Source organism: Microcoleus sp. MON1_C5, from assembly GCF_036701875.1.
Lineage (GTDB): Bacteria > Cyanobacteriota > Cyanobacteriia > Cyanobacteriales > Microcoleaceae > Microcoleus.
The window spans coordinates 41,104-62,939 of sequence record NZ_JAUBRN010000046.1; the positions used below are offsets into that span (position 1 = coordinate 41,104).

Annotated in this window: 15 protein-coding genes and 2 pseudogenes; 7 read left to right on the forward strand and 10 right to left on the reverse strand. The window is 45.6% G+C overall.

Going from position 1 to position 21,836, the window contains the following annotated elements:
- Window positions 1-132: 132 nt before the first annotated feature.
- Both QUA71_RS20640 and QUA71_RS20645 read right to left on the reverse strand, forming a co-directional pair.
- Window positions 133-5,037, reverse strand: a complete 4,905-nt coding sequence (locus QUA71_RS20640; RefSeq protein WP_333287843.1) for an ATP-binding protein — start codon at window positions 5,035-5,037, stop codon at window positions 133-135.
- Between the two features lie 69 nt (window positions 5,038-5,106).
- Window positions 5,107-5,256 (reverse strand): hypothetical protein, encoded by a 150-nt coding sequence (locus QUA71_RS20645; protein WP_333213734.1) that lies wholly within the window; start codon window positions 5,254-5,256, stop codon window positions 5,107-5,109.
- Window positions 5,257-5,578: 322 nt separating this feature from the next.
- Here QUA71_RS20645 and speD point away from each other — a divergent pair, with 322 nt between their 5' ends.
- Window positions 5,579-6,001: an adenosylmethionine decarboxylase gene (gene speD / locus QUA71_RS20650; RefSeq protein ID WP_006633984.1), complete on the forward strand. Its 423-nt coding sequence runs from the start codon at window positions 5,579-5,581 to the stop codon at window positions 5,999-6,001.
- A gap of 84 nt (window positions 6,002-6,085) precedes the next feature.
- Here the strand turns inward: speD and QUA71_RS20655 are convergent, their stop codons facing one another.
- On the reverse strand, window positions 6,086-6,682 hold the full coding sequence (locus QUA71_RS20655; protein ID WP_333287845.1) for a hypothetical protein: 597 nt from the start codon (window positions 6,680-6,682) through the stop codon (window positions 6,086-6,088).
- 148 nt (window positions 6,683-6,830) lie between these two features.
- Between QUA71_RS20655 and queF the strand changes: the two genes are divergently transcribed.
- Entirely contained in the window at window positions 6,831-7,250 is a 420-nt protein-coding gene (gene queF / locus QUA71_RS20660) for a preQ(1) synthase (protein ID WP_006633986.1), read from the forward strand.
- A 451-nt stretch (window positions 7,251-7,701) separates the two neighbouring features.
- On the opposite strand, the gene QUA71_RS20665 is transcribed toward queF, so the two are convergent.
- The 3 genes from QUA71_RS20665 to QUA71_RS20675 all read right to left on the reverse strand — a co-directional run bounded on the left by QUA71_RS20665 (window position 7,702) and on the right by QUA71_RS20675 (window position 11,406).
- Complete coding sequence (locus QUA71_RS20665) at window positions 7,702-9,114, reverse strand: cytochrome c biogenesis protein (RefSeq protein ID WP_006633987.1); 1,413 nt, start codon at window positions 9,112-9,114, stop codon at window positions 7,702-7,704.
- 278 nt (window positions 9,115-9,392) lie between these two features.
- The gene (locus tag QUA71_RS20670) at window positions 9,393-10,124 is read right to left on the reverse strand and encodes a cytochrome c biogenesis protein CcdA (protein WP_445243809.1); all 732 of its coding nucleotides are present in this window, start codon (window positions 10,122-10,124) and stop codon (window positions 9,393-9,395) included.
- Window positions 10,125-10,689: 565 nt separating this feature from the next.
- On the reverse strand, window positions 10,690-11,406 hold the full coding sequence (locus QUA71_RS20675) for a pentapeptide repeat-containing protein (protein ID WP_333287848.1): 717 nt from the start codon (window positions 11,404-11,406) through the stop codon (window positions 10,690-10,692).
- 551 nt (window positions 11,407-11,957) lie between these two features.
- Between QUA71_RS20675 and QUA71_RS20680 the strand changes: the two genes are divergently transcribed.
- The gene (locus QUA71_RS20680; RefSeq protein ID WP_333287850.1) at window positions 11,958-12,710 is read left to right on the forward strand and encodes a tetratricopeptide repeat protein; all 753 of its coding nucleotides are present in this window, start codon (window positions 11,958-11,960) and stop codon (window positions 12,708-12,710) included.
- Window positions 12,711-12,819: 109 nt separating this feature from the next.
- On the opposite strand, the gene QUA71_RS20685 is transcribed toward QUA71_RS20680, so the two are convergent.
- Complete coding sequence (locus tag QUA71_RS20685) at window positions 12,820-14,157, reverse strand: peptidylprolyl isomerase (RefSeq protein ID WP_333287852.1); 1,338 nt, start codon at window positions 14,155-14,157, stop codon at window positions 12,820-12,822.
- A gap of 122 nt (window positions 14,158-14,279) precedes the next feature.
- Here QUA71_RS20685 and QUA71_RS20690 point away from each other — a divergent pair, with 122 nt between their 5' ends.
- Window positions 14,280-14,828 (forward strand): peroxiredoxin, encoded by a 549-nt coding sequence (locus QUA71_RS20690; RefSeq protein WP_445243811.1) that lies wholly within the window; start codon window positions 14,280-14,282, stop codon window positions 14,826-14,828.
- A gap of 288 nt (window positions 14,829-15,116) precedes the next feature.
- Here the strand turns inward: QUA71_RS20690 and QUA71_RS20695 are convergent.
- The 3 genes and pseudogenes from QUA71_RS20695 to QUA71_RS20705 all read right to left on the reverse strand — a co-directional run.
- A pseudogene (locus QUA71_RS20695) lies at window positions 15,117-15,722 on the reverse strand (ISAs1 family transposase); the annotation flags it as partial.
- Window positions 15,723-15,759: 37 nt separating this feature from the next.
- Window positions 15,760-16,816, reverse strand: a protein-coding gene (locus QUA71_RS20700; protein WP_333287856.1) for an ISKra4 family transposase whose coding sequence is annotated in 2 segments (ribosomal slippage) — window positions 15,760-16,651 and window positions 16,650-16,816 — 1,059 coding nt in all. Because the reading frame shifts where the segments join, the coding sequence is not laid out codon by codon here.
- Between the two features lie 275 nt (window positions 16,817-17,091).
- Window positions 17,092-17,631: pseudogene (locus tag QUA71_RS20705) on the reverse strand (ISAs1 family transposase); the annotation flags it as partial.
- 165 nt (window positions 17,632-17,796) lie between these two features.
- On the opposite strand from QUA71_RS20705, the gene QUA71_RS20710 reads away from it, so the two are divergent.
- The 3 genes from QUA71_RS20710 (at window position 17,797) to QUA71_RS20720 (ending at window position 21,467) form a co-directional block, all read left to right on the forward strand.
- Entirely contained in the window at window positions 17,797-18,222 is a 426-nt protein-coding gene (locus tag QUA71_RS20710) for a hypothetical protein (protein ID WP_333287858.1), read from the forward strand.
- 1,210 nt (window positions 18,223-19,432) lie between these two features.
- A complete protein-coding gene (locus QUA71_RS20715) occupies window positions 19,433-19,834 on the forward strand; it encodes an MHYT domain-containing protein (protein ID WP_333287868.1) in 402 nt (133 codons plus the stop codon).
- 4 nt (window positions 19,835-19,838) lie between these two features.
- Complete coding sequence (locus QUA71_RS20720) at window positions 19,839-21,467, forward strand: SpoIIE family protein phosphatase (protein WP_333287860.1); 1,629 nt, start codon at window positions 19,839-19,841, stop codon at window positions 21,465-21,467.
- The last annotated feature ends 369 nt before the right edge of the window (window positions 21,468-21,836 follow it).

Genomic DNA, 21,836 nt, shown 5'->3' on the forward strand with positions numbered 1-21,836 from the left:
ATAATCTTTAATTTAAAGCTCAAAACTTTTGACAATAAAGAATTCAGGAGTCAGGAGTCAGAATCCAGTTATCGGTTGTGGGGGGCGGGTTTAATAGATTGTCGATCGCAGACAATCTATTAAAATTCGGACTCAGCGATGCAGTCTCAGAGGCAATTTCAGCATTGCTTTGACTAACTCATTCGCTTCGACAGGTTTTGCAACATGATGTTGAAACCCAGCAGCAAGAGCTTGTTTCCGATCAAAGTCTCCAGCATAAGCAGTCAGGGCGATCGCCGGAATTTGCCCGCCCTGCTCTGGTGGTAGAGTTCTAACTTGCCGCACTAGCATATAGCCATCCATCTGTGGCATTCCGATGTCGCACAGGAGGATATCGAAGGGTGTGGTTGAGAGCAGTTGCAGCGCCTCGATCGCAGACCCAACGGCAGTCACTTTGGCTCCGGCTTGTTCCGCTACAAACGCCACAAACTCGCGTGAATCGCGTTCATCATCCACAACCAGCACGCGCAGATTTGCCAGATCGAGCTCGTCAGATCGAGCTTCAGCCCCAGCGGCAACTTCTTCAACCGGATTCGCGGTATGCCAGAGGGGAAGTTCAACGGTGAAGGTGGCTCCCTGTCCTTCACCCCTACTCTCAACCCAAATTCTGCCGCCGTGCAGTTCCACAATTTGACGCGCGATCGCCAGCCCCAATCCCAAACCCCCAAATTTACGAGTTGTGGCTCCATCCTCTTGCCGAAAATGCTCAAACACATAAGGCAGAAAGTCAGGATTGATGCCTTTTCCCGTATCAATGACTTGAATCTGGGCATAAGTTTTAGTTTGGGTTAACCTAACAGTAATTTGCCCGCCTTCAGGGGTGAATTTCACGGCATTGGATAAAAGATTCCAGATTACTTGCTGCAAACGCCCGGAATCGCCAATTATCATTCCCTGGGAGGGTGAAAAGGTTGTTTGAATTTGCAGTGACTTAGCTTCGGCGGCTAGTCGAACGGTTTCTAAAGCGGCCGAAATCACCATATTCAAGTCAACGGACATCCGATTCAAACTCAGTTTGCCGCTCAGAATGCGGGAGATGTCGAGCAAGTCATCAATCAGTTGTGACTGGAGTCGCGCGTTGCGTTCGATCGTGGCAAGGGCGCTAGCCGTTTTTGCCGCATCAAGTTTGCTGTGCTGCAACAGCTTCGACCAGCCGAGAATGGGATTGAGCGGCGATCGCAACTCGTGAGACAGCACCGCCAAAAACTCATCTTTAATTCGGTTGGCAGTTTCGGCGGCTTCCCGTGCGGTTTGTTCTCGTTGTAGGATTTGTTCTCGTTCGACTTCGATGCGCTTGCGATCGCTAATATCTTTGAACACGACGGCAACTTTTCGCGCTTCTAGCTGCCCGGTGCGGCAGGCATAAACGTCGAACCAACGGTTCATTGCTTCAGAGCCATTCTCCAACCGAACAGCTTCACCTGTCAGGGCGACTTGAGCGTAAATCTTAATCCAGTGGTCTTCAAAATCGGGGACTAACTGACGCACGGTTCTACCAACGGCTTGTCGAAGTCCCGTTTGTTGCTCGAACGCCGGATTGGTTTCTAAGAAGCGGTAATCGATCGGCGTGTCATTGGCATCAAACAGCATTTCAATGATGCAAAAGCCTTCATCGATCGACTCAAACAGCGTTCGATAGCGTTCCTCGGATTGGCGCAGGGCTGCTTCCGCTTGAATTCGCTCGGTGACATTCCTGAAATAAACGGTGATTCCCTGTGCCGCAGGGTAGGTGCGGAGTTCGTACCAACGATCGTGGTCGGGATAAAACGCCGTAATTGATGCAGGCACGCGATCGCGCATTGCGCTCCAATAGATCCGCTCAAACTCGCTGCCAATCAGTCCTGGGTATTCTTCCCATAAATTCTTGCCAATCAAATCACCCGGAGTGCGATCGAGCAGTTTTTCGGCGAATTGATTGGCGTAGGTGAACCGCCAGGTCTCATCCAGGGTCAAGAATGCTTCAGCAATACTCTCCAGAATATTCCGGCTCTGATCCTCGCTTTCACGCAAGGCTGCTTCCGCCCGTTGGCGATCGTTTTCGACCTGCACGCGATCGGTGATGTCAACGGCAGCGCCGTAAATCACTTGTTCTTCTGGGTACGGCTGGGCATTCCAGAGAAACCAGCGGTACGAGCCATCTTTGTGCCGGTAACGATTTTCAAACGTAAAGGTTTCGTTACCGGAGAACAGATTGTCGGCTTCTGCAAGGGAGGTTCCCAGGTCGTCTGGGTGGACAAACTCAGTCCAGGGGCGGGATGTCATTTCGTCTGGTGTCCAGCCGAGGATTCGTTCAAAGGTTGGGCTTACCCAGTGGAAATACCCGTTTATGCCCGTAATCACTTGCAAATCTGAACCGACGGCAAGAAACCGTTCCCGTTCCTGCTCAATTTTTTTGCGATCGTTGATATCCCGAAAGAAAAAAGACAGCCCCGTCGGGGAAGGATAAACGTGAACCTCAACCCACAAATCAAACGGGGTATAATATTCCTCAAAGTCCACCGCGATTTGCTCGCTGAGCGATCGGCGATACTGGATTTCAAACTGATTGCCGATCGTGCCTGGGAAGGCTTCCCACATCGTTTTGCCCAGAATTGCTTCTAAAGGAGTTCGCGACAGTCGTTGTGCCGCTTCGTTGGCATAGGTAATGCGAAAGTCGAGATCCATTGCCATAAACCCATCGGTCACGCGCCCCAGAATGGTTCGCTCTCGCACTGTTGCTTCCTGTCGCAGCCGTGCCAGCTTCAAACTTGCTTCTACCCTTGCTAGCAGTTCGCGCCCCGAGAACGGTTTAATCAGATAGTCGTCGGCTCCAGCTTCGAGTCCTTCGATGCGAGATTCTTCGCCTGCGCGGGCTGATAATAGAATGATGGGAATGTCTTGGGTTGCGGGATTAGAACGCAGCGATCGCAACAACTCAAACCCATCCATCCCCGGCATCATCACATCCGTTAATACCAAATCAGGGGGATTTTTCTTTAGAGCGGTCAAAGCGGCAACGCCATCGGCGACGGTTTGAACAATATAAGAACCGCTCAGGAGTCGTCGAATATAATCGCGCATATCAGCGTTATCATCTACCAATAAGATTTTCGCTGGAGCGGCCCGATCGGCTGGTGCCTGATTTAAGTTAGTAGGATTATTGTCTAATTCAAAATCCCAAATCGGCAATCTAAAATCGCCTTCTGGCAACCAGCGTTGAGCTTCTTCAACATAGGGCATCGCGCCTAACGCCGTTGATGCTAACGTGCGACTGGCACCAATGCGCTCCGGCGGCAGATGTGCTGTTCCGGTGGGAATCCTCACCGTAAAGCAACTTCCCTGCCCAAAAGTGCTGCTGACATCAAGCTTTCCACTGTGTAGTTTGACGAGTTCTTGCACTAGCGATAGCCCAATGCCAGAGCCTTCAAAACTCCGCCCTTGCGAGTTTTTGATTCGATGAAATCGCTCAAATAAATGCGGTAGTTCTTCAGACGGAATACCGACTCCTGTATCTGCAACTGATAATTCAACCCCATTTTCGACGCACTGCAATCGAACAGTAATTGTCCCTGCTAAGGTAAACTTAAAAGCATTTGATAAGAGATTGAGAACGATTTTTTCCCACATTTCGCGATCGATATAAATCGCTTCGGGCAAGGGTGGACAGTCAACAATCAGCGACATTCCCACCCGTTCAATCAGCGATCGAAAGGTACTGGCAAGTTCTGCCGTATAGGTTGCCAAATCTATAGGTTCATAAGCTGCCTCCACTCGACCTGCTTCGATGCGCGAGAAATCGAGCAAGCTATTGACGAGTTTGAGCAACCGGATTCCGTTCCGCTGCACCAGTAGTAATTGTTCGCGTTCTTGAGGTGGAATTGTTCCATCCAGATTCGCGATCGTTTCTTCCAACGGCGACAGCATTAAGGTCAGCGGCGTGCGGAATTCGTGCGAAACATTGCTAAAAAACGTGGTTTTAGCACGGTCTAACTCAGCTAATGCTTCGGCACGTTTACGCTCTTCTTCGTAAGCGTGGGCGTTGGCGATGGCTGTTGTCACCTGGCCTGCCATCAAGTCAAAAAAACCTTTGTAATCATCATCAAACGTTCTAAGCGGACTCACTCCAGCAATCAGAAACCCGAAGGTTTCTCCCGATCGAGTTAGTGGTAGAACAACTGCTTGATGAGGAGATTGGGACCACGCGCCGCCCGGTAAAAGTCCAAATTGCGCCTCCAAATCTTCAATGATTCTGCTTTCGCCCGTCTCCATGACTTGCTTCAATTGCCACTGGCACTTGTGGGCGGATGTAAGCTCGATCGCCTCACAAGAGGCAAGGGTTCCGGCTGCTAACCTTGTTGTACCTGCGAGTCGTGCGATCTCGCTTTCGCCATCGAGTAGATAAAACAGCGCAAACGGGATGTCATAGGCGTTCTTGGTCAATACGGTGGCGGAAATTTCGCAAGCTGCTTCTACCGTCTTGGCAGTGACTGTTTCTGCGGCTAATTCGCGCAACGTTGCCAAGCGGCGATCGCTCAACACGCGCTGAGTGTCCTCGCTACAGGCGCAGAAAACGCCCCCCACTGGAACATCATCATTCGCCACCGGACTGTAGGAAAAGGTAAAGTAGGTTTCCTCTGTATACCCGTTGCGCTCCATTACCAGAAGCAATTCTTGATTCCACGTCGATTGTCCCTGGTTCAAAACCGCTTCTGCTTGCGGCCCTAGCGTGTCCCAGATTTCAGCCCATACCCGTGAGGCAGGCTGACCTAGTGCTTGCGGATGTCGCTTGCCGAGGATAGGAATGTAAGCATCGTTATAAAACTTGGTCATCTGCTGTCCCCACCAGACGAACATGGGGTAGCGAGAGCCTAAGATGATCCGAATCGCGGTTTTCAAGCTTTGAGGCCAGGTTTCGACAGCCCCCAGCGGCGTTTGCGACCAGTTGTGCGATCGCATCAGCATCGCCATCTCGCTATTGCCTGCAAAAATCTGTTCAACGAGTTGAGACTGCCGGATCATGCGCTTGTCCTTCCATTGGGCCCACACAAACGGGCAACGATCTTCATTATCTAGGCTGACCGGGCGGGTTTAGGTAGGTGATGCCAGAAACCCAGCGGCGATCGCCGGTTGCTGGTTAACTTGTCCAGCATAGGCTGCCAGAGCGATGGCCGGAATCTGCCCGCCGGGCGATCGCCCTTGGAGTTGGCGAATTTTACGCATGAGAGCAGAGCCGTCCATCTGTGACCTTTGGATATCATATCAATTCGGCCACAGCCGGAACGAGCGAGCTTTGGTTTTTTTACCCAATGGAAACCAGAGATCGCTTGAATCAAAAAAGGTGGTTTGAGGAGAACAAGGCAGCACTGAAATAATACGAATTCCATTAGTGAGTGGCATCTCCCTGTGAGACAGTTTGACCCCACCATAAAGCTAGCGCTTGGTGGTGGGTATTTCTCCTAATCTTCATTTTTCCTTGTGAAACATACTTGCAAAATTTTTGACATCGTGCTAACGTTAAAAGGTTTGAGACTTAACATCAATAGAGGTAAAACCCCGCAGAATGAAACAATTGGGAACCCATCTGGTCGCTGATGCTTGGCAGTCTCCTGGAGACTTGCTTAACGATCCTGAACGTATCCGCCGCGCTATACTCGATGCGATCGAAGCCGGAGGAGCTACTCTCATCGATTTGTGCGTACACCAGTTTAGTCCTCACGGAGTGACAGCTACTGCTACTTTGGCAGAGTCTCATATAGCAATCCATACTTGGCCTGAACACGGTTATTTTGCTGCAGACTTATTTTTCTGCGGAGCCGGCGACCCTCACCGAGCCATGAAGGTGCTACAGACCGCTTTGGAAGCTAAACAGGTAAAACTCACTGAGTTCACGCGCGGTTTCGAGCCAGGGGTGGGAATCGTAGGTTCTGCTTGTGAAGAGCAGTATGCCCCTCGTTCAGTAGAAACGAGTGCCGCCAGAGGATGATGGCCAATTAGCGTAACTTTGAACAATTTATGCTAGGTTTTGTTTAAAATCCCACGGCTGGAGTCGTGGGATTCTTGTTGGAATTTACTTTTTCATTAATAAAGGGCGGACAACTAAATAACCTGCACCGAAAGCTGCAATCACAATCAGAAAAATCGCGATCGCCAACCACAATCCACTTAAGTCTGAGGTTTTTTTGAGTTGAGGTCGGACACGGTAAGGAGTTTCCGGCACCTCTGTAAATAATTTTTCGGGAAGTGGCTGCGGTATCGAGGCGGGTGTTGGCTCCGGTTCCGGTAGTGGGAAGGGGAAAGCCACTGTCTGAGGTGGTTGAGGTACGGCAGAATTAGTCTGCGAGGTGGGAGGTGGTGGGGGCGGAGGTTGAACGCTGAAATTGAATTTGACTGACGGCATTTGAGGCATCCCTGTCTGGGTGACGCTCTGAGCCGAGTTGACTACTTGCTGTAACTGTTGGGATACTTGAACTACTGTTTCTACTTCTCGCCGCAGTTGTTGATTTTGTTGGACTAATTGCTGATTGTGGGTTTTGAGGGAGTCCACCATCGCTTGGGCTGCTTGCAGCTCTGCCGTGACTTCTCGATAGAGGGAAATTGGTACCGATGGAGAGTAACTATTTGAGTTTTCAGGGGAAGTATTGTCAGATAAGGTAGTATTTTGCATAATTATTGTAGATGGCGAGGGTGAACTTGTTTTAGTTTAGCCTGAGAGTATTTGCAATTAGATCGATCGCAACACAATTCGTCAAGATATTTGTTACATATATTGAACGTAAATTTAATTTAATGTTACAAGTTTTTAGTCAATCGCTATGAACAACTACGCACCGGAACAAACTATGTCGCAAAAGTCAAGCACCGAGGAAATGAAATACGGCGAACGCCAGATTTTGGAAGGCGAGTTAATTACTTTCCCGAATCCGCGAGTCGGGCGGCGCTACTCGATTAACATTACTTTGCCGGAGTTTACTTGCAAGTGTCCATTTTCTGGCTATCCAGATTTTGCGACAATTCACGTTACTTATGTGCCCGACGAGCGGGTGGTAGAGTTAAAGGCGCTGAAACTGTACGTTAATAGTTATCGCGATCGCTACATTTCTCACGAAGAATCGATCAATCAAATTTTAGACGATTTTGTGGCGGCTTGCGCGCCGCTGGAAGCGACGATTAAGGGCGATTTTTCGCCGCGGGGGAACGTCCACACCGTGATTGAAGTGTCGCACCAGAAGTAGGGTGGGTATTAAGCTGTTGTGGCATTGAGATTTAATTGTGGGGTGGCCTCGAAGCCCACCCCACAATAGTTTTAAGAGATAGGATTGTTAATAACATTAGTAAGTAATTGTAGGGTGCGTCAGGGCAGCCCTCTCAAGCGAGTCAAAAAGTCGTTCAAACGCTTAAAATCTCGTAGTTGGTAGGGTGTACACTGGGCATCGGTTGAGTTTGTCGCCCACCGGAGAGTACCGATTGACCGGCGTTTCAGCATTTTGATTTTTAAACCCAAACTCCGTATAGCAATTTTCATTACTTGAAAGTGGAAAAATCAGAACGTGAAATAGCGGTTTTCTGCTTTTTCTCAGGTTGACATTAACCACCTCGACATATCTGGCAACGCGCACGCTACAAACTCAACTAATCTTTTTGATATTTATTGTTGGTGTAAGGTGCGCCTAGCGCACCCTACGGTTAGCTTTGACTCGCAACAGAAGTCGGGGCGATCGCACTTTTTTCCTCGGCCGTTTTCGATTCGGCTAACTTGTCCAAAATCTCCACAACTTCTCTTTCAAAAGTCACCTGAGCGCGATTTGTGCGCCCGCCGACGTATAGTTTGCCGTCCTTTTCCAAAGCCCAAATCTGCGAGTGAGACAGATAGCTCATCAGCACGCTGAGCATTAGCAACCCGAAGCCAGTATAAACGATCGGAATGCCCGGATCGGCTTTAATTTGCAATCCCGTACTGCCTACAACTTCGTCAATTGTCAGCATGACTCCGTTAACTTCTACCGCCGTGCCCGCGCGAACTGTAGTTAACAATTTGCCATCCGTACCGTACACTAACATCGTTCCTTGCAAGTCTTTTGCTAGCAGAGAAACTCCCGCACTCAAATCTGGTTTTGTTGGAATCCAAGCACCCCAAATGCGGCCTTGACCTTGGGTGTCTAGCTGAGCCATTGGCAATTGTAAAACCGGGCTTTTGTTGAGGCGAACTCGCACGGCGGCTATTGCCCAATCTGCTTGATAAAATGTGACTCCCCGGTATCTGAGGGGTTCGTTAACGTGAATGGTTTTGCGATCGACCTCTTGGCCTGTTTTGTCCAAAACTGACAAGTCAGAGTAAAATTGGTCGATCGCACCGCTCGGACTATAATCAATCCAGAACCGATTAACTCGCATCGACCAATCCTTCGGTATTTGCGGCCCCGCCCAAGGGCCTGCATCCATGATATTCTGTACCTGAAATGTTTCGCCGCTGGGAACCATTTCTTGACCTAGAAATCCCGTCATCGCGCCCCACATCGACCCAGCTAAAATAATTAGCATACTGGCGTGAACAATAATCGGGCCGACTTTGCCAATTATTCCCTTGCGAGCATAAACTTTTTCGCCTTCTCGAAATATGCGGTAGTTTTTTTGCTGCAAAAGTGGTTCTAAGGAACTTAAAGCAACTGTTTCTAATTCCGCACTGAGAGCTAATTTTTCAAACTGCTTTGGTTCTTCATAAAATTTCCAGCGACGGGCAGCTTTTAATGCGGGAAATTGCCGCGTAAATGTACAAGCTGTTAAGCTGCTGCCGAACAAAATTAGGATGGACAAAAACCACCAAGTGCGGTATACGTGGTCAAGTCCTGCAATTAGCACAACTTTCCAAGTTAGGAAGCCAAACAAGGCGGGGTGTTCTGGATAGTTAGATTGGTAAAAGGGTACTGATTGACCTTGTTCGATGACAGTACCGGAAATGCTGAAAAATGCGATCGTCAGCAGCAAGATAATTGCCAGCCGCAAATCGGCTAGCACCGGCAAGATTTCTCGCTTGAAAAACCTTTGAGGGGCAGTCGCCCAGTTTGATAGTTTAGATAGAAATACTTCTTTTGATGTCATTGGTAATTATGAAGGAAGAAGGAAGAGGGAAGAGGGAAGAAGGAAGAAGGAAGAGGGAAGAGGGAAGAAGGAAGAAAGAGGAGGGAACAACAAAACATGAATAAAATAAAATATTATTATTTTTATCGAGCAAGTCTCAATCAATTTTGAATTCTCTCTCTTTTCTTTCTTCCTTCGTGTTCTTCGCGTCTTCGCGGTTCGTTAAAAAAAACTTAATTCACGCATTCAGTAGAGATTGCTATATCTTTAAATAAAGACTGAAGTCCTTACTACTAAACTTAAGCGGGAAGGATGCGGGAAAGCAGAGAGAAAACGCCAAATCCTACTAGCAAAACACCGCTAACAGGCGTAATCCAACTCGACCACCGACGTAATTCTAACAACTTTTTAATGCTAGCAGTAAAAGTACCTGCTATAATCAGCGGAGCGACGTAGCCAGCAGCGTAAAACAGCAGCAACACACCACCTAAAACTGTATCCCCCGTTTTGGAAACCCAAGCTAAGAGTGTAGCTAAAACCGGAGTGCTGCAGGGAGACGCTACTAAACCAAAAGTTAAGCCCAATAAGTACGATCGCACGCCCGCCGGCAAATCTTTCGGCACCCACCCCACAGCGTCGAAAGACGGCATTTGTAAGGGTAAAGCTTCGAGTAAATTCAGCCCCATTATAATAGCAATAATGCTGACAAGAATCGGCAAACCCAGGCCAATTTTGCCGTAAACTTGTCCGGCAAATGATGCTACAATACCTAAACCCGCCAGGGTGGTGGCTAATCCCAGGGAAAACCACGCAGACTGGGCGGCGGCTTGCAGGCGACTTTTTGCTTCGTATCCACCGATGTAGCCGATCGTGATCGGCAACATTGAAAGCATACAGGGCGTTAAGCTCGTTAGCAACCCTGCCAGAAAGATGACTCCGACGCTGACTAAACTGAGGTTGGTCAGTTGAGTATTTACTAAATTATTAGCAAATTGTGCGATTTCGTAAAGTTGGGTTTGCAGGGTTTCCATCAGTCGATTTTAGATTTTAGATTTTAGATTTTAGATTTTAGATTGACTCCACAGTCGATCGATTTTAGATTTTAGATTTTAGATTGACTCTACAGATGAATCTGGGAGTTTAAACTAATTATCTAATTTTTTGGTTCTCCACAGTCGATCGATTTTAGATTTTAGATTTTAGATTTTAGATTGACTCCACAGTCGATTTTAGATTTTAGATTGACTCTACAGATGAATCTGGGAGTTTAAACTAAATATCTAATATTTTTGCTCTTCACGACTCCTGTCGGGGGCTTGTATCCCTAGGCGGGTGACTTCATGTTCGGGGCTGTTCTGGCTTTCTTGAAAATTGTAACAGATGCGCGCAGGTTCGGTTTGAGATTTTAGATTTTAGCGATATTTACTGGTTGGGAGTTAAAAGGTCGATCGCACCCTGGTTTAAATTGATATCTTGACAGCATCCTCAACAAGCTGTTGGCAACGGGCGCCGCCTATTGCACCAGATAATTCATTGACTGCGAAATCGGCGCAAAAGCCTGTCGTTGAAAGTATTCAAACAGACTTTAATTTAACTCTACTTTAAATTAAAGCCACTTTCTTCATTAATAGACCCGTCCGGCATTATTGCCCCTGCCAGCACCGCACCTCTGAGATTTGCTCCCGTTAAAATAGCGCCTTCTAAATTAGCATTGCTCAAATTTGTGACTTGTTTGGAACCTCGGAAAAAGAAGCTGTGCAAGTCAGCACCTGTTAAATTAGTGTCTGCCAAATTAGCATATTGCAAGTCAGCACCGTGCAGCGTCGCCTCCGTTAAATTAGCTTGGGTAAGATTGCTCCCCCAAAGTCGAGAATCTAAGACATTAGCATCTTGTAAATTGGCGCGGCTCAGATTCGCCAAAGTCAGATTAGCATCCCACAAGTTCGTGCCGTTGAAATTAGCTTCTGTCAAATTGGCTCGACTGAGATCCGTGCCTAAAATCTCAGCATTTGCTAAATTAGCGCCGGTGAGGTCGGCGTCAGAAAGATCCGCATTTTTTAAGTTAGCACCGGACAAATTAGCGCCGCTCAAATTAGCGCCGCTCAAATTAGCTTCTTGGAGATTAGCGCCCCGCAAATCTACAGTGTTCAAATCGCATTGCTTCCACAGAAAGCTGACGCACCAATTATCTTTTAATAGGTGACTCAAATCCTCCGCATTGGCGGCCATCACAGGAGGAGTTAAGTAGAGAGTGAACAGGACGATCGCCAACACCGCAGCGAAGAAAGTTTTCAGCCTCATAACTCTTTTCATTGACACTAATTTGCGCCATTAATTATTGATGTCTAATCAAAGCATAGCAAATAATTTGCAACTTCCCTCAGCAAGATTACTCAAAAATATTAGTGTAGTGAAAGGTTAATCGGGGTTGGCGCAGGCACAAACTTAATTCAGGTTGTGTTAGACCCGCTTTGAGCTAGAAACCCGGTTGATTCACAAATGCCTCGCTGCCAAACTAATATTTTTCCTAAAAACCTGGTATAAGATAACCGCAAGTTTGCTTGGGATTGGCCAGTGCAATATCGCTACAAAGTAATACTTGCTCCAGGCAGTTGCGATCGCTCCCCCAGGGGCATATCTGCAAACAATCCTGGTATAAACTGCTCAATATGGGAATCAAGAAACCGCTCCTCTAGCCTACAAGCCTTATATTTAAAGGGTTAGAGACGCAATTTGTGTTAATTGCGATCGGCATCACTAACTAAGGCTAACCCTCCTCACACAACTCCAGCCTCAGCATCACGCAATCTCATCAAACTTATCACGTTCCTGAGACTACGGATATCACTGTCAATAGCTCAACTATGAAAGAAAATAAGAGCATACAGTTGAACAGCACTTTTCCCATGCCTACTATCCCCCTTCTCCCAACCCAATTAGTTGTCACAACTATTTTCAATTCGATCGAATCTTTGGGATTCACTAATATTGCCGGCGTATTTTCGGGGGAGCAAGCTGAATCCCGACAAGAGGCAAATTTAAAAGTTAGTACCAAAAAGTTTTACACTCAGGGTTTAAAAAATCTCAAACAACTAGACTTGCACGGTGCGATTGAAAATTTCACTGCCACAATTAACATTAATCCGCAATTCGCCTCAGCTTACAACGATCGCGGTGTGGCCCGCTACAAATTAGGCTACAAACAATCTGCGCTGGAAGATTTAACTACAGCCATCAAACTCAATCCTTACCGAGCCAAGTATTACAGCAATCGGGGGTTTATGCTGAGTCGTTTAAAACATTATACAGCGGCGATCGCAGATTACACCTCGGCACTGCTGCTCAACCCTAATGTAGCTCAATCTTACTTTAACCGAGGTGCTATCCGCCTGCAAATGGAGAATTCCCTGGCAGCACTAGCTGATTTTGAGTCAGCAATTCGCCTCGATAGCGATTTTGCTAAAGCTTACTTTAACCGAGGACTGACTAGATATAAATTGAGAGAGGTTGAGGGAGCATTTGAGGATTTTCAGAAGGCGGCAGGGCTTTTTAAGCTGCAGGGGAAAATGGATTCTTATCAAGAGGCAGTTTCTCAAATTACAAAGCTATGGTGTTAGTTGAATTTGGGAATTGGGAATTGGGAATTGGGAATTGGCCATTGATAATCAGGTAAGGTGCACCGAAGAGCACCCTACACCTATAATTATTGCCTCAGTCTTGTTAAAGTTAGCCAATACTCAAGGCGGCGTCTCTGGAAGGCAAGTTATCGGCAACGACACCAGAAGAAAAGTTAATTTCAAAAGCAGCATTTTGAACTGCTGCAGGAGTGGCATTTTGAACCACAGCCAAAGTAGCTCCTCCAAATTGAATGAGTGTGTTGCTGCCTGATTGGGTGAATGAGGTGTTGGATAAAGGGCTGGTCAAGCCAATACGATCGCCATCTCCCGGCCTAAAATCAAGAATTATATCGCTCGACGCATCCAACTCCAGAATTTCACCCGTAACCAGAACAAACGTATCAGTACCGCCACCGCCGGTGAGAGTATCGCTGCCAATATCGCCAAGTAAAATATCGTTACCATCGCCGCCGATTAAAACATCGTTTCCTCTGCCGCCTCGCAAAAAGTCGTTACCAGCATCGCCATTGAGATTATCGTCGCCGAGATTTCCGTTGATAATATCGTTGCCAACACCGCCGCTAATGGAGTCGTTACCTTTGCCGCCTCTGAGAAAGTCGTCGCCTGCTTCGCCGGTGAGGGTATCGTTGCCTTGGCTGCCATTAATTGCATCATCCGTGGGTGCACCGAGGATGCGATCGTTTGCGCTACCTCCCACTACACCGTTAGAATTTTGCTGAGAGTCTTGGGAAGTGACTTGATAGTTGTTCGGGGTGTTGGCCAATCTGAGGGCTCGCAAAGGCAGATTTACAAAATTGGTACTGTTAATGAAATCGTTGAGTACATTAACATCGCTAATGATGCTAGAAACCCGGCTGGGGACGATTCCTCCAACGACTTTTGCAGTTGAAATGCGATCGCCCTGCTGCACCGCATTCACCGTTTCAAAACCTTGAATAACGTTGCCAAAAACAGCATAATTACCATCCAAAAATGGCAAATTATCCAAAGCAAAATAAAACTGCGAAGAAGCCGAATCCAAAGCATTAGAACGAGCCATTGCCACAGCCCCGCGATTATGCCGCAACTGCGGCGTCTGGGTGACAATTTGGTTGTAAACAGGTTGCGCGGCTCCTTGCGGCTTAATTTCCAAAGGAATAAAACGCGCCTGATTGGTATCCGGGTCAATAAAACTACCCGTTCCCAATTGACTTGCTGGAATTCTCGTATCCCTGCTGCGCGGATCGCCTCCTTGCACCACAAAAGGATCTGGCTGGCGCACAACTCGGTGAAACATCACCCCGTCGTAAATGCCGCGTTCAACTAAGTCAACAAAATTTCCTCCAGTAATCGGGGCATTAGTGCCATCGACTTCGATCACAACGGGTTGACCGTTAATTACCTGGACTACTATAGCTTTGCCTGTTAACGGGAGTGCAGCGCTCATGGGTAAATTGCTATTTGAGTGAGTGATCTTTGGGTTTTAGAAGCAATCCGCGAATTGCCCCTACCCATTTAATCAGAAAACTGTAAACTTGTCTTAAGTACAGTTCTACTTCTAAATTTATGATGTCCCGTCGCAATTTTTTTAGCACTTTATTGGCAATTTGTCTAGTTTTTCTAAGTTTCAATTTTGCCACACCTGCATTTGCCCTCGGTGGCAAGCTTCCGACGGTGAATGAAGCCGCACCGGATTTTAGTTTGCCGACAAACAGCGGCGACGGACAAGTGTCCCTGTCCGATTATCGCGGTAAGTGGTTGGTCGTCTATTTTTATCCGAAAGACTTTACATCGGGTTGTACGATCGAAGCACGGAGATTTCAAGAAGACTTGCCGAAATACTTGGCAAAGAATACTCAAATTATCGGTATTAGCGCTGATGATGTCGATTCCCACGCGGAATTTTGCGATTCCGAAGGTTTGAAGTTTCCACTGTTAGCTGATACGGATGGTAAAGTGAGTAAAGCTTACGGTTCTTGGATTAGTTTTATCTCCGCGCGACACAGTTTTATTATTGACCCTGAAGGTATTTTGCGCGAAACTTTTGTGAAGATTAATCCGGCGATTCATTCTAAAGAAGTGTTGGCTCGTTTGGGGGAATTGCAGGCTAACGGGTAATGCGAGGTTTCACAGTACACGAAATACGAGAAACCGATCGCGTTCGCTTTCTCCATACCCGCCATCGCACCCTCTACAAGAACCTGCTGCGGATGAACATTCAGGGTAAACGCATCTAATTTAATTTGACAAAAACGTAAATTTGTGCATTACTAAATAACTAAAAAAACCTTCTTAAAATCCTTAATTTTAACCCGACATGAGCAGATCAAATCAGAACCTTAAGATTTTCTGAACTTCTTAAACCAGGATAATTTTCCTTTTTAGATAGGTATTAGATTTCGATCATTAACTGGCAGAGTTTAAAATTTTAACTAAATAATTATTGTCCATTGCCGCTCGATACCGTTTCATTTTTAGACTTTGTTTAGAAGTTTTTTCTTGTTTTAGTAAATTTATAGCTAACCGACGTAGGAGAGCAAAATTTTCGGGAGAATGATCTTTGCGAATGCGACTCTTGTCTTCAGAAAATGTAACATCGAGTGTCCAATGTAAGCTATTTTCAATGCCCCAATGACTGCGAATCGCCCCAGCAATTTTTTCAGCATTACTGCTTAAACTACTCAAGTAAAAACGAGCTTCAGTCGTGGTTTTATTCCACAGCCGTCGTTCACTAACAATCATGACAACTGTTTTTAATCCCGTCCATAATGCTTGATTATGGAGAGGTGGTAACTCAGATACATCAACAGTCCATACCTGTCTTTTTTCCACTCGATGATGTCCCGCTTCTACTTGTTCATGATAGTTATACTCTCTATCTAGATAATCTGATTTTTGGGCTAATTCAAACCATTTTTTTACGGCTTTATACAGGAGTGGTTGATTTCCTTTTAAAGCTACAATATAATCTACTTTTTTCTTGATAATCAGAGATGTTATGTCTTTTTGACAGGGAGCATCTCAAATATGTAATGAGTATAAATACTATTCAGGCCAAAGCGAGATTTAAATAAGCACAACGATGTTTCAGAACTTGAGCCAGATTGTCACGATTCCATTGTGCCCCGGATATTTTGATTCTCCGTCCAATCTGTTTAATTGTCGCCTCGACAGCACCGGAACCAATTGTGATCTTTTGAGACTGCATCGCCTGATAGTCAGGAATCCTACATCGATGTCGTTCTAAATAATCCAGAAAGTTCTTGACGTGAGGTACATCCCAGTCAGCCACAGCAGTGATTGCCTCATCGACCTGACCATGCCAAAGATGAGCCTCCATTGTTCGCAAGCGTTGATTAGAGCCACCCAGTTTGTAGAGGTTTTCCTTGAGGTGATACCAATCTAAAATCTCTAAACGTTTCTCACATGAAGCAATCCCAGCTATCAAATTCCAGACCCCTGGATGTCCATCACCCAAACAAGTAATTGGCTCACCTAAAGGCTGTCGATTCACCCAATCCAATAGCTGGTCATTCTCTTGAAAGAAAGCCGCACACTTTTGATGATGCAATGCCACAGCTTTGTAGTCTCGCCATTCACTGGCTTCTCCTAAGTCGGTTCTTAATCTTGCCTTGCCTCCATCTACACTCAAAGCGGTGACAGCTGTTTCTGAAGAGGCCTCCACAAATTCTTGTCGATGTACTAGCCGTTGCTGCGTACTGTGGGATACGTATATTCCTGTCAGTTGTTGTAAGTCTTTGGTGGTATTGGCATAGGATACGTTGGCGCTCAATATTAGGCAGCATTTTTCTAAGTGAGGGCTTAATCTTGTCCCTTTCTTGAGTCCAAGTTTTTTACTTTGTTGTTCTCTAACTCGCCATTTACCCATGCAGGTCTGGATTTGTCTAGCTCTGCCTGCTTCGGTTTGGCTGCTGCTGCTTAAAAAATTTTCCAATCTCTGGGGCTACTTCTTTGAGGACATGATCTCTCACGGCTAATTCAATACTGCCAAAGTCTTTTAGCTGTTCTGATGGTGTATTCTTGAGTAAGATAGCGGATACCTTTTCTAGACATTTTTGGAGTTCTTGAGTTTCTTCTGGGGTCATATTTTTCTCACTCGTAAGTGTGTTTTTACATTTTACATAATTGTTGCATATTACTCTTCTAACAATACTTCGGACAGTTTTTTAACGGCCCTGTAAGCCGATCGCGAGAAAGCCCTGCCATTTTTAACGCATTTTAGGAAACTTAGGGCTGGACTTAAACCTTGAAATAATAGTCCACCATATAGCCAGTCTGGGTTTCGGACACTCGATTAGATATAAAACTGTCCGAAGTATTGTTCTAAGTATTTCTACTTGTTGCATAATTGAGATGCTCCCTTTTGACATCCCATAGCATCGATGGTTATTACACTTCCGGCAATTTCTAACATTTCTATTAATTCCGGAATTGCTGTGAGTTCGTTAGATTTTTTATGGACTTTTTTTTGTCCTAAAACCAATTGATGAGATGAAGACCAGGCAGTAACTATATGTAGCGCTTTTTGCTGGTCATTTCGGTGATAAGATTGTTTCATTGTTTTGCCATCAATGGCAATCACGTTTAGTTTTAATTTCCCGACTATCGCATTTACCCAACTCAAAAAACATTTTTGAAACTGCTGCGGTTCAATTCGGGCCAATACTCGACTAAATGTGTCATGAGATGGTATACCATTCGGTAATTCTAGAAAGCTTTTTAACCATTCATATTTGGCGTTACCATAGGCTTCTATTCCCACCCATCCGTCTGCACCGCTGATGATAGCTAGAATCGCAATCGCGATAATATCTTTGAGTAAGTGTTCTTTACTTCTTTCTATTCTTGGGTCGTTCAAATTGGCAAAATGTTCTAAAAAACTGGCATTTAAAATATTCATTGAACGCAATGAATCTGTTTGTTTTTGTTGGGAAGTTACAGCTTTACTAAAACCTCTTGCCATTGATAGCACCAATAAACTACAACAAACTACATTAAATTTTAGTCGTATTTAACTGTAGCATATTTTGGGTTAAAGTTAAGATGCGTTTACCCTGGATGAACATTGACCGCAACCTTACGCTGGCAATTCTCAATCAACTACACTGATGGCAAAGTCAGCATCAGCGGACAACATGAAGAAACCCCGATCGTCCGGGCCGGAGGGCTGGTGGAACTGCTAGACACGATCGATTTAGGACAGCCCATTGCCCTGGATGGAAATATCACTGATTTGATCGATCGCACTCGCGATCGATCTCCAGCCAGGGGATGGCATTGTCCTCTACAGCGATGGCATTACAGAAGCCAAGAACATGGACATGGCCCAGTATGGATTGGAGCGACTCTGTGCGATCGTGAGTCAAAATTGGCAACAATCCGCAGAGGAAATCAAACAACCAGTGATTGCAGATGTCCGCGAATTTCTAGCTGGGAAAAAGCAGTTTTATGCTATGATTTTGCTTATCCTCAATCAGCAAAAATAGGGTGAGATTTAATGATTCAATTAATCTTTATTTTGGCTCTTGATAGAAATTCTTGGACTGTTCTATATTCTGGCGAGCGCTAATTTATCTGGTCTGGATGTTATAGCGATCGCTCTCGGTAATTTTCCAAGGCCGGTTTTTGATTAATATTCTCCAAACTTGCTTTCCACTTAGTCGAATTCCTGTTTTTTCTTCGAGATAGGTCGCTAACCTAGGCACCCGCACTCATGTTTCTTTAATTGTCATTGGAGTCTTTATTGACAATATCGTGAGATTAGGGCGAAAATGTATTATCTAATTTTATGTGAGTATTGTTTGGGAAAATCCCCATCGCATTATTAACTAACAAATTATGCCAAAAGTTGTTTCGATACACTCCTATCGAGGCGGTACAGGTAAATCTAAATTTACTGCTAACTTAGCAACTACGGTAGCCCTGCAAGGTCATTGAGTCGGCGTAGTTGATACAGACGTGCCCTCGTCTGGTATTCACAACCTGTTCTGCCTGGAGCCGGAGCAAACCTCTAAAACCCTGAACAATTATCTCTGGGACAAAAGTTCGATCGCAGACGCTGTGCTGCCTATGATGTCAGTGTCAACATCGGTATAGATAGTCCAGGCAAGCTGTTTTTGATACACTCCAGTGTCAAAGCAGATGAAATTGCCAGAATTTTGAAGGACGGCTATGATGATGTCAAGCTGGTGAATGATGGGTTTCGTAGCTTCGTGAATGCACTCAAGCTTGATTATTTATTTATACCGATCCTGGCTTGTAGAAAAAGAGGTTTCTCTTGAGGCCATCTCCCCTGTGCTGATCCTGATCTCAAGATTTTGGCTTGCATTTGTTTAATCTTGTCAAACCAGAGCACAATTTGGACGAGTCGATTGCCAGCGGTGACGGACTTAATGATTGGTAAGGCTAAACATCGCCCTTAAATTACAATTTTTATATTAGTGAAAAAAAGGTGGTACGATACCTCAAACCTACTGCCACGAAAGAGGCTAAATGTCAAGCGCTCTTCAAAGCTGTAGCCACCGTCTAAATTTCTATGAGTGTCATCTATTAATGGTAAGTAAATCCAATTTTTTTCGAGGCATTTTTTCCATCATTATTGCCACTTTTGCCTCCTATATCACCTTATAATTAACTGGGATAATGACTCCAAAAAAAGGTGAAAATATTCGCCTAGGTGGGTTAATTGGTGTTTTTTGACAATGGAAACGGGCATCGGGCTAATCTACTTTATAGGAATGCTGGCTTATCACCTGCCAGTAGCGATCGCCTACGATTTACCTATTGTGGTCTTTTGGCTTGCCGTAGTCATTGCCTCTGGTATCACCTTCTACAGCTTGCATCGAGGTTTTGCACACAGGTTCTCGTTGTTAATTTCCGGTATTCTCATGGGATCTGGCATTGAAAATATGCTTTATATTGGCATGGCGGCGATGCGAGTACCTGCCGAAATGCACCATAATTACTGGATTGTGGCACTGTCTTTCTTAGTTGCCGTTATTTCTAAATCTATAAGGAAGTCCGATGTACGACTTGACGAGATTCACTTTAAGGGACATGGCGGAATGCGGGTTGGCTCTACGCCATTTTGGCTTGGGGGTTGAAAGTATGGAAGAGGCGAGTAACAGAATTGTTAGGTATGTTTACGAAAATTTCTGTACTAAGCCAACAGGTGAGAAATCCTGCGCCCTAGTCCGTTTGTTCAAAACTCACCCTTATGAAGACTTAGAAGTCGAACTTGCCGAGTATGCCCGTAGTATGTTGGGCGACTATCCCCCTTTGCCTGCCATGAAGTGCATGACTGCACTGGCAACAGTAGGAGAAAAAACGGAATGGAACTCAAGACACACATCCGTTGGACATAAGGCTATTCCACTGGCAAGCGAATCTGTAGTCGATCAGCTACCGATGATCTCACAACTCATCAGACAGCTCGGCTTAGATATAAAAACAGTTATCAACCCTGACCCAAATCTTTTGGTAGAAATAGAGCAGAGGAAATACAACGTCTTCTATGTACCTGAAGCGATTGGCAGCCCCTATATTCCCGCTCAGGACTCCTTTGTGATTCCCTTCGGAATTAAGTCTGTGTTGGGGTTTGGTGGTCTATTACCTTCAGGCAATATGTTTGCAATTATCATGTTCTTGAAAGTCCAAATTCCTATTAGCACGGTTCAGATGTTCAGCACTCTGGCGCTGAACGTCAAGACTGCACTGCTGCCCTTCGATCGAGGAGCTGTCTTCGCTCAAAAAGATGAATCTACTACAGCCTCTAGGCAAATATTCACAAGAAACACTGAGCAGGAGTTAGCGCAGCTTAAATCCCAAGTAGCGACTTTGAGGCAGTTGCTTGATGTTTTTGACCAATCGATCTTGGTACAATCCGATCGACTCGAACAAGCCATAGAGGAACTGGCAGACTCGGCGCAAAAGTTAGATACACTCAACCAGAGACTCAAGGAAGACAATCTTCGCATGGGTGCGGAATTGGATATCGTGCGTCAAATGCAGCAAATGATTCTGCCAAACGCTGAGGAACTGGAAATTGAAGGACTCGATATTGCTGGATACATGGAGGCTGCCGATGAAGTCGGCGGCGACTACTATGATGTTTTAAACACCGATGGCGTTGTCACTCTGGGCATCGGCGATGTCACTGGACATGGACTTGAAAGTGGCATCTTGATGCTGATGGCGCAAACCGCCGTTCGCACCCTCAAGGAAATCCCCGAAGTAGACCCAGTTCGGTTCCTGGATGTGATCAACCGCACCCTTTACAAAAACGTCCAGCGCATGAATTCCGAGAAAAGTCTTACGCTAGCGATTTTAAATTACTCCCAAGGACGCATCAGCATCAGCGGTCAACACGAAGAAGTGCTCGTCGTGCGAAACGGTGGACAGCTAGAACGTATCGACACCATGGATTTGGGCTTTCCTATTGCTCTTGACGATGACATTGTTAAGTTCATCAGTCACATTTTCATTGAGCTACACACGGGAGATGGAGTAGTCCTCTATACTGATGGGATACCAGAAGCGAAAGATATTAACAAAGTGCAATATGGAGTCGAGAAACTCTGTGAAGTGATTAGCGAGAACTGGCACAAATCGGCGACCGAAATTAAAGAAGCCATTATTGGCGATTTGCGGCGGCATATTGGTAAGCAAAAGGTATTTGATGACATCACTTTGCTGGTTTTGAAGCGACAAAGCGATGCTTCAGATGCTCATCGATAACGGCAACTGGAAGTAGGGCTATAGTTCAAAAGCTCAAAACTGTTCGGAGTATTAATTAGTACGACAGCATTTAATATAGTGCAAGACTTCTTGATAGATTTGACTGCTAACGCGATCGCCTCTTCTGCCATTTTATAGCTTTATATCAGCTACGAAAAATTTTAGATTAAATTCAGCGTAGGTTATTCCATCCTCACTAGGATTTTTCCCTGTGATTAATACTTCTGAATCTTACCACTTGTGCCTTGGTTCTTTGAATCTATCTTGCAACCATTTATTCAACTCTATAACGCAATACGGTTCAGTTAAGGCTCAAATAGTGGTAAATTAGGTATGGTGTCCAAAAATGGAGAGCAAGTAAGGTGCATC

Bases quoted from the DNA above. Each gene is read 5' to 3' on its own strand.
- QUA71_RS20640 (WP_333287843.1), bottom strand. From the start codon at position 5,037: ATGATCCGGCAGTCTCAACTCGTTGAACAGATTTTTGCAGGCAATAGC.
- QUA71_RS20645 (WP_333213734.1), bottom strand. From the start codon at position 5,256: ATGGACGGCTCTGCTCTCATGCGTAAAATTCGCCAACTCCAAGGGCGA.
- speD (WP_006633984.1), top strand. From the start codon at position 5,579: ATGAAACAATTGGGAACCCATCTGGTCGCTGATGCTTGGCAGTCTCCT.
- QUA71_RS20655 (WP_333287845.1), bottom strand. From the start codon at position 6,682: ATGCAAAATACTACCTTATCTGACAATACTTCCCCTGAAAACTCAAAT.
- queF (WP_006633986.1), top strand. From the start codon at position 6,831: ATGAACAACTACGCACCGGAACAAACTATGTCGCAAAAGTCAAGCACC.
- QUA71_RS20665 (WP_006633987.1), bottom strand. From the start codon at position 9,114: ATGACATCAAAAGAAGTATTTCTATCTAAACTATCAAACTGGGCGACT.
- QUA71_RS20670 (WP_445243809.1), bottom strand. From the start codon at position 10,124: ATGGAAACCCTGCAAACCCAACTTTACGAAATCGCACAATTTGCTAAT.
- QUA71_RS20675 (WP_333287848.1), bottom strand. From the start codon at position 11,406: ATGAAAAGAGTTATGAGGCTGAAAACTTTCTTCGCTGCGGTGTTGGCG.
- QUA71_RS20680 (WP_333287850.1), top strand. From the start codon at position 11,958: ATGAAAGAAAATAAGAGCATACAGTTGAACAGCACTTTTCCCATGCCT.
- QUA71_RS20685 (WP_333287852.1), bottom strand. From the start codon at position 14,157: ATGAGCGCTGCACTCCCGTTAACAGGCAAAGCTATAGTAGTCCAGGTA.
- QUA71_RS20690 (WP_445243811.1), top strand. From the start codon at position 14,280: ATGTCCCGTCGCAATTTTTTTAGCACTTTATTGGCAATTTGTCTAGTT.
- QUA71_RS20715 (WP_333287868.1), top strand. From the start codon at position 19,433: ATGGAAACGGGCATCGGGCTAATCTACTTTATAGGAATGCTGGCTTAT.
- QUA71_RS20720 (WP_333287860.1), top strand. From the start codon at position 19,839: ATGGAAGAGGCGAGTAACAGAATTGTTAGGTATGTTTACGAAAATTTC.